The following is a 7,305-nucleotide window of genomic DNA, read 5'->3' on the forward strand; positions in this document are numbered from 1 at the left end:
AACAAGATAGATAATGATTACTATAAACTAAAGATCTTTTCCGATTGTCCAACCTCCATCAACAACTAATATTGATCCTGTGATAAAATTGGCACCTTTTGATGCTAAAAAATATGCTGCTTGAGCTACATCTTCAGGTATTCCCAGAGAGGGTAAAAACTGCCCCTTATAAATTTTTTCTAACTGAAATTTGTCATGATAGTAGCTTTCAGTTAAAGGTGTTCTAATAACTCCTGGGGCAATAGCATTGACTCTGATGTTATAACGGCCATATTCTAAAGCTAATTGTTTAGTCAGCCCTATTACTGCATGCTTAGATGTTACATAAGCAGTACGGTTAGGCTCTCCTAATAATCCAGATACTGAAGCTATATTTATTACACAACCATTTAGTTTTCTTTTTATAATATTTTGACAAAAATATTTACCTGATAAAAAACTGGCAGTAACATTAACAGAGAAAATCTTTTCCCACAGAGATAATGTTAATTCATCAATAGGGCAGATCTCTCTAGTACCTGCACAATTGACTAGCACATTATTTTCATTACTATACTCTATATTATTAATTAAATACTCCAGTTGATGAAATTTAGTCACATCTAGTTGATGATGTTTATAGTTTTGATGTGAAAATGGTTCATTCTCAGATAAATCTATACCTTCAACATCATATCCGTCATCAAGAAATTTTTTAACTATCTCCTTGCCTATTCCACTGGAACTCCCTGTCACAATAATTTTTCCGTAATTCATATTTCTTACCCATCAACTTTTTGGAAAGTTACTAAAATAATATCTCTTGTTGCAATTTCTCCATTTATACTGCAGCCAACAGGGGTTACAGCATGGTATTTATCATGGTTGACAACTAGAGTATCAAAAGGGTTCTGTAAACGAAGCACCCTTTCAATTTTTTTAGGAGTACTTGCAATAAGGTTATCGCCGCCTAACATATTGGAAGATGAGTTAATTAAATGAACAAAAACAACATCTTCATCATCTTTATGTAACCAGACAGGAGAGCTGTATGCCGGCGAATCAAATTTTGCTTGATATCTAAAAAGATGAATCCCAATAGTTAGATTATTTAACTTTCCAATTTTTCCATATTTTTCTATAAATCTAATGTCATCTTTTAATAAAAACTGTAAGATAATATTTTCTGTTATGGATTTAGGTAAAAGTGGATAGTTTCGAACAATATCTCCTGTGTCAGGATTATATTTTTTTGTTTGTTTATATGGTGTAAAATGACCAAATATTAATGTTTCATCCTCTAATCGTTTACATTGAGAGTACCCTCTCAAGCGATTACCTAAAGAATATGGATCCAAAGTTAAGTTATTATACCCATTTCTTAATTCTTGTAGATAATCATTTTTAACATATGTATTAATTTCATTTAGGTTTGTATAATATTCACCTGGAATATAGGAGTAACCTTCTGAAGAAAGGTGATTTATATAGTTAGTCATTTTAATCTACTCCATATTTAATATAATTATTTATGTCCAGTATATTACTTTTTGATCACTTAATTTCCCTATAAAACGTCCCGCAGTTAATCTATGTCCTTGATTAACACTACTAACTCCATGTAAATAGCATGCATTCATGAAGTAGATATCGCCAACATTTAACTTTACTGACAGGCGTTCAATATTAGTTAACATTTCGGGAGGATATGGGTAACCAGTATCAGTAACACCTAGTCGTTTTCTGCATTCATCGTCCGGTGATAGATTCCAGATTTGTAATTCACCTCCACCTGTTGCGGCTTCTAAACATACATTATATGCTGTCACTGTCTCAGCTGCTCCAATTTCAAAATTATCCATATCAGCAAATTTTAGTTGTGCTTTATCTTCGTGAGGCATCAGAGACATAACCCCATTATCCAACCAGCGACGAAAAGTTGCAAAACATGAATATGAGCTTTTAAATCTCGCAGGCCCAAAATGAATATTATCTTGAATAAATATAGTTTCTAAAGTTTTATTGAAAAATAAATAATCAACTTCAGAATGGCTAACACTCGAAAGTAAATTCATAATTTCCTGATTTAGAGAATTTACTTCTTCTGTATATTGTTCTCCGCTGCGGGCAAATTGCGTTGCACCGATTTGATTAGTTAAAACAAAACCATCATCTGGTCGATTACCACCGCTTTTTTTTACTTCCCTGTCAAAAGAGTCTGCGATTCTTGAACATATATTCTTATCAGCATAATTTCGTATTATATACAATACGTTTCCTTTATAATTTCCATTCAATATTATATTTTTCACAATATCAATATCGAAACTGCCATCTATACATTCCAAATAACCAAAATTATCAACTTGGTTTCCAGATAATAGTATTTTCTGATGTTTATCAAAAGTTATTTTACTCATTAAAAATCCCCTTAGTGTATTAATAATGAATTAAATGTTAGATGAATAGTGGGGAGTAAAGCATACCACCTTCTGCCCATGTTTTATTTTTTCTTCTTTCTTGATTTAATATGGAATTTTTTCCTAAATTACGTTCGAATATTTCACCATAGTTACCAATTTCACTTATTATTTTATAAGTAAACTCTGTTTGTAAACCTAATTTATTGCAGAGTTCTTTTGATGGTTTAAGAAATCTATTTAGGTATCCTGTAGATATATTATATTTTTCATATATGTTATGCTTGTTTATGCCCAAATTTTCTGCTTCAATTAAAGATTTCATAACCCAACTTACTGCCGAGTGCCATAATGGGTCATATGATGATACTGTCGGTGACATAGCTTCTAAAGAAATTCTATCTTTCAGCAAGATATGTTTCTCTTTTTCTTCGAGTTGTATGCGTTCTCCAGAAAGCAAATATGAATCTAAACAATAAATATTGCATATATCTTTTTGATAGGCTTCTCGTGCATGTTGAGGAGATTCAAAGAGCTTAATTTCACAGCTTAATCCTAATTCGCCAAAATAACGTTCTAGATTTTCCTGTGTCGTAGAACCTTTCATAGCCGCGATACAACGTTTCTTAGTTGCTTTAGCTTCAGGTATATCATCTATTAGATTATCCATATGTGTCATTAAAATTTCACCATCAAACATCATAGGATGGACAAAACTGACATAATGTGCAATCTCGCGTTGGAAAGTTATACTGGCGTTGAAGCACCCCAAATCAATGATATTTTCTTTTAATGCCTGAAAACGATCACCTGATTGTAGTGGAATAAAGTTAATTCTTTCGCTATTATCTAAAACAGCAATTGCAACAGCTTTAGCTAAATCAATATCAAATCCTTCCCAATCGGAATTATTACTCTCACGAAAAGATAACCCAATGAAACCAAGACTTACCCCAACATTTAATACATCACGGGTTTTAATTCTCTGGATTACCGCTCCTGCACTCATAGTTAAGCCTCTTAATTTAATTACGTGGGTTTTCATTAATAATTATATGTTCTTGATGATTGAGTATCATAAGATTAAATGATAATTTGACCAGATGCTCCATCTGCAAAAGACTTATGCATGAAGAACAAAAATGAATTAACTGGGTTTATTCCAGCCCTATTTGTCTTTATTAAGACAGTTGAAACAGGAAGCTTTTCTGCAACAGCTCGAATGATGTCTATGTCTCCATCATCTGTCAGCAGGATTATTGATCGTCTTGAAATACAACTAAAGCAACGTCTTCTTATTCGAACAACACGCAGACTGCGAGTAACTGAGTGTGGTCAGGAGATATATCACTATGCTTTAAACGTTATTTCTGCAACTGATGACTTATTTTCACAGGCAGAAAATTTTAGTAATATACCTCGAGGAATTCTAAGAATAACGGCACCTAACACGTTAGGGAAAATATTACTTACACCATTTTTATCTGATTTTCTGAAGGATTATCGTGATATTAATGTGAAATTATTTCTTACCGACAATATTGTGAATATTGCACATGATCAGTTTGATCTGGCATTACGTATAACTGAAACCCCTCCAGAAAATATGGTTGCTAGGTTATTAATGTCTATTGATTATATTCTTGTTTGTTCAATAAACTATCATCAAAAACTTCCTCAGGATCCTTGCTTACTCATTGAACACAATATTTTTTTTCCTGATGAACAAAAAATGTATAGTGGCTGGGTTTTCAGAAATGGAAGGGAGGCCATCAGAGTATCTTTAACGCCACGGTTGATCATTAATAATAGTGATGCAATGTTAGATGCAATTCTTCAAGGAATGGGAATTGCCCTTATTCCGACATTCATTGCTAGTATTTATCTCTCTAAGGGGCAGCTACAAAAAGTGCTTCCTGAGTGGATAATTGATAATCCATACCCGAGAAATGCTTATATAGTGACACTCCCACAACGATTATTACCGTTAAAAACAAAAGTATTCATTGAAGGCTTTATGCAATGGTTGAAGCAGAAAGAGATTCATTAGTGTGGCGGGTTCGACTAAAAAGTGCAATTTTTCAGAAGGGTGGTCAGTTGTTATATTAACCCGGTGTGCAAATGCCCCAATTTCTGGGGTCATGCTTCCAATGGTTAGATTGCTTAGAGAAAGTAGTATTCACGCTCAATAAACGTTCCTATCACTTTATCGTGTATTTCTTCAGATTTGGAATAGCCTATCGTTTTTCGACTCAGCCTTTTTATACGAATACGCAGGGTGAGATGGGTTCTTTCTATACGTTGGGTAAATTTCTTTCCCGTGAGGTGTTTTTCCTCAGGTAGGCAATCGTAAACAGCATAATCATCCGTACAGTAGAACTGAATGTTAAAAGGAGACAGGAGTGCCAGCCGTTTTTTCAGCGTGTTCCGGCTACGATCACCAAAAACATGTGCCACTACCCGCTTCAGGTTGAGTTCCCAGGCATACCAGAGCCATATATGGACGCCCCCGGTTGTACAAGCACTAAATTGATACGGTTTGCTGCCATATATCCGGCGTCATAATGAACTCATTTGTCCGCGCCATGATGTTGTCCGCACCCTGTTTCCTTATCACTGTTCGGGCATGTGACTGCCTTGGTCATTCTCAGGCTATGACAGGGACGGTAGCCGTTTTCTCACCAGTGCTTGCAAACTCAGTTAAAGCGTCTGTTTCAAGTCATTCAATTAGTTGATAGCAAAAGCTTTCTTCATATTAAAATCCACGTTATCCTTCAGGATACTCCAGATAATTCGGGTCAGCTTGTTGGCCAAGGCGACCGTGGCTTTCAGAAATCCACATCGTGCAATCAATGCTCTCAGCCACTCGCCTAAGCAATCATCCCGTTTTTGTGCACAGCGCATTACGGCACGAGCACCGTGGATTATTAACGTTCGGAGATGACAGTTGCCATGTTTGCTCAGGGAAGAGAGACGACTTTTTCCACCGGAACTGTGTTGCCGGGGAACCAGCCCGCACCAGGCAGAAAGTTGTCGGCCATTGGCAAACTGGGGGATACTGACTTCACTCACGAAGGCAGCAGCAATGAGAGGTCCAACACCGGGAATGGTAAGCAGGAAGTGATAGCCCACTTGCTGGCGGGACAGGGCCGCAGTTTCTTTCTCCATATCATGAATGTGCTTATTCAGGGTACGCAGATCTTCCCATAAGGTATGAAGCAGGCGCCTCAGGGCGGAAGACAAGGCGTTGCTTTCATCTTCTAGAATATCTGGCAAATGCTGTTGCAGTTGCTGGATGCCAACAGGAATAATCAGTCCTAATTCAGCCAGAAAAGCGCGCATTTGATTGGCAAGCGCAGTGCGTTGTTCCACCATGAGCTGCCGGGCGCTGCGCAGTGCTTTGATATCTTGTTGTTCCACTGTTTTAACTGGGACAAAATGGATACCCGGACGACAGGCTGCCTCACAGATAGCCAGTGCATCATTGGTATCGTTCTTTTGATGGTGGCTAAAGGCCTTGACATGTTGAGTGGGGACGAGCCTGACGGTATAACCCATTGCCTGTAGTGTTCTGCCCCAATAATGAGAAGTGGCACAGGCTTCCATGGCAATGGTGGTTGACGGCGGAAAAGCCCGTACGGCATCAAGAAATTTTTGCCGTGAAATCTTTCTGTTAGAGGCAACGGAACCGTCCGCCATCCAGACGCAGACCTGAAAAACGCTTTTGGCAAGGTCAATGCCAACCACTTTGATCGTATTCATGATGTGTTCTCCCGAAATTCAGTACACCGGATAACAGGATGCCCCTGTTTGCCTCGGAAAAAGGGGGGGCGTCCATCACATCACTGTTCGTCTATTTCACCGATAATCTGAATATCACCCCCTGCAAGCGGCAGCGTAGTTATGTTTCTGGGAGTGAGTTTTTTAGTGTGAGAATGACCGTGTTAATGCCGACCTTCAGGACGCGAGCGGTATCCCTGACACCAGCGTTATTCATGGCCATATCAATAATCTGGTCTTTCATGCCGGGCTGACAGGCTTGATAAGTATAAGTCAGTTGAAAGGTTTTACGGCAAGCATAACAGTGATAACGCGGATGCCCAGTGCGCCCTTTTCCATGCCCTTTAACCTCTTCAGTTTTGTGACAGTACCGACAAACCACATCAACTTTAGCTATCTCTCATCCATAACAAAAAGTGGGGAGTTTATCATATTACCTAATCATTGGGAGCATGACCTGGAACGTTTGGCAGGGCAAACGGGTCTAAATTATACTGACGTAAATCCCACCGTAAGGACTTTCAGCAGATAGCTATTATCCCATCCGGCTTTCTGGCGCTTGGTTTTCACGCCGACCTTAACGGTTTTCTCATTCTTCAGCAGGTTAAGCGCTATTTTATTCATTAAGGCGAGGTTTTCAGCCGCATGACCACTTCTCAGACGCATATTGTCTTCACCAAAACTCATGTCCAGTTGCCAGTGCAGCTTATTTTCAATATGCCAATGACTGCGTATCGCGTACGCGATAAATTCAGCCGATTTCTCACGGTGACTGGTGATATAGTAGCGTCTTTCATAACTCGCTGATTTTCCCTGCACCTCACGCCAGGACTCGACAACGGCGATACCCCCCAGTGTATGCCAGTGAGGATGCCGCTCTCGCAACCAATGGATATCATTAACCAGCCATAACTGGCGCTGTTCTATACGTCCATGATCACCATCTACGCGCTGCGTTTTCGCGTGAGACATTCCGGCGAAATTGTTCGCCAACTGCGTATCGAAAAAGAGTTTGATATCGTCGTGAAGCTCACCCTGATTGCCTTTTAACGCCAGCACATAATCGGCTTTGTTCTCAACAATCTGGTCAGCAATTTTGTACTGGCAGCCCATCGCGTCAATCGTG

7 protein-coding genes and 2 pseudogenes are annotated in these 7,305 nt (G+C 38.6%); 1 reads left to right on the forward strand and 8 read right to left on the reverse strand.

Going from position 1 to position 7,305, the window contains the following annotated elements:
- Positions 1-27 precede the first annotated feature (27 nt).
- From AAC854_RS11960 to AAC854_RS11975, 4 genes are read right to left on the reverse strand one after another with little or no spacing between them, the layout of a single operon-like run.
- Positions 28-756, reverse strand: coding sequence for an SDR family NAD(P)-dependent oxidoreductase (locus AAC854_RS11960; RefSeq protein ID WP_340617312.1), 729 nt, complete (start codon positions 754-756; stop codon positions 28-30).
- A 5-nt stretch (positions 757-761) separates the two neighbouring features.
- Positions 762-1,478: a 3(1)-hydroxy-L-isoleucine 4-dioxygenase HilB gene (gene hilB / locus AAC854_RS11965; RefSeq protein WP_340617313.1), complete on the reverse strand. Its 717-nt coding sequence runs from the start codon at positions 1,476-1,478 to the stop codon at positions 762-764.
- A gap of 30 nt (positions 1,479-1,508) precedes the next feature.
- Positions 1,509-2,399, reverse strand: a complete 891-nt coding sequence (gene hilA / locus AAC854_RS11970; RefSeq protein ID WP_340617314.1) for an L-isoleucine 3(1)-dioxygenase — start codon at positions 2,397-2,399, stop codon at positions 1,509-1,511.
- A gap of 37 nt (positions 2,400-2,436) precedes the next feature.
- Positions 2,437-3,408, reverse strand: coding sequence for a transporter substrate-binding domain-containing protein (locus tag AAC854_RS11975; protein WP_340617315.1), 972 nt, complete (start codon positions 3,406-3,408; stop codon positions 2,437-2,439).
- Between the two features lie 120 nt (positions 3,409-3,528).
- On the opposite strand from AAC854_RS11975, the gene AAC854_RS11980 reads away from it, so the two are divergent.
- Positions 3,529-4,449 carry a LysR family transcriptional regulator gene (locus tag AAC854_RS11980; protein ID WP_340617316.1) on the forward strand — a complete coding sequence of 307 codons (921 nt, stop codon included), beginning with the start codon at positions 3,529-3,531 and terminating at the stop codon, positions 4,447-4,449.
- A 113-nt stretch (positions 4,450-4,562) separates the two neighbouring features.
- On the opposite strand, the pseudogene AAC854_RS11985 reads toward AAC854_RS11980, so the two are convergent.
- The 4 genes and pseudogenes from AAC854_RS11985 to AAC854_RS12000 form a co-directional block, all read right to left on the reverse strand.
- Positions 4,563-4,895, reverse strand: a pseudogene (locus tag AAC854_RS11985) (IS1 family transposase); the annotation flags it as partial.
- A gap of 231 nt (positions 4,896-5,126) precedes the next feature.
- Positions 5,127-6,161: an IS110 family RNA-guided transposase gene (locus AAC854_RS11990; RefSeq protein WP_340617317.1), complete on the reverse strand. Its 1,035-nt coding sequence runs from the start codon at positions 6,159-6,161 to the stop codon at positions 5,127-5,129.
- Positions 6,162-6,247: 86 nt separating this feature from the next.
- A pseudogene (locus AAC854_RS11995) lies at positions 6,248-6,576 on the reverse strand (IS1-like element transposase); the annotation flags it as partial.
- A gap of 92 nt (positions 6,577-6,668) precedes the next feature.
- On the reverse strand, positions 6,669-7,305 hold a 637-nt coding region (locus tag AAC854_RS12000; protein ID WP_340617318.1), incomplete at its 5' end, for an ISAs1 family transposase.

Origin of the sequence: Xenorhabdus entomophaga, assembly GCF_037996725.1 — a bacterium.
In the GTDB taxonomy this organism is placed as follows: domain Bacteria; phylum Pseudomonadota; class Gammaproteobacteria; order Enterobacterales; family Enterobacteriaceae; genus Xenorhabdus; species Xenorhabdus khoisanae.

Excerpts from the sequence above, each read along its gene's own strand:
- AAC854_RS11960 (WP_340617312.1), bottom strand. The coding sequence starts at position 756 with ATGAATTACGGAAAAATTATTGTGACAGGGAGTTCCAGTGGAATAGGC.
- hilB (WP_340617313.1), bottom strand. The coding sequence starts at position 1,478 with ATGACTAACTATATAAATCACCTTTCTTCAGAAGGTTACTCCTATATT.
- hilA (WP_340617314.1), bottom strand. The coding sequence starts at position 2,399 with ATGAGTAAAATAACTTTTGATAAACATCAGAAAATACTATTATCTGGA.
- AAC854_RS11975 (WP_340617315.1), bottom strand. The coding sequence starts at position 3,408 with ATGAGTGCAGGAGCGGTAATCCAGAGAATTAAAACCCGTGATGTATTA.
- AAC854_RS11980 (WP_340617316.1), top strand. The coding sequence starts at position 3,529 with ATGAAGAACAAAAATGAATTAACTGGGTTTATTCCAGCCCTATTTGTC.
- AAC854_RS11990 (WP_340617317.1), bottom strand. The coding sequence starts at position 6,161 with ATGAATACGATCAAAGTGGTTGGCATTGACCTTGCCAAAAGCGTTTTT.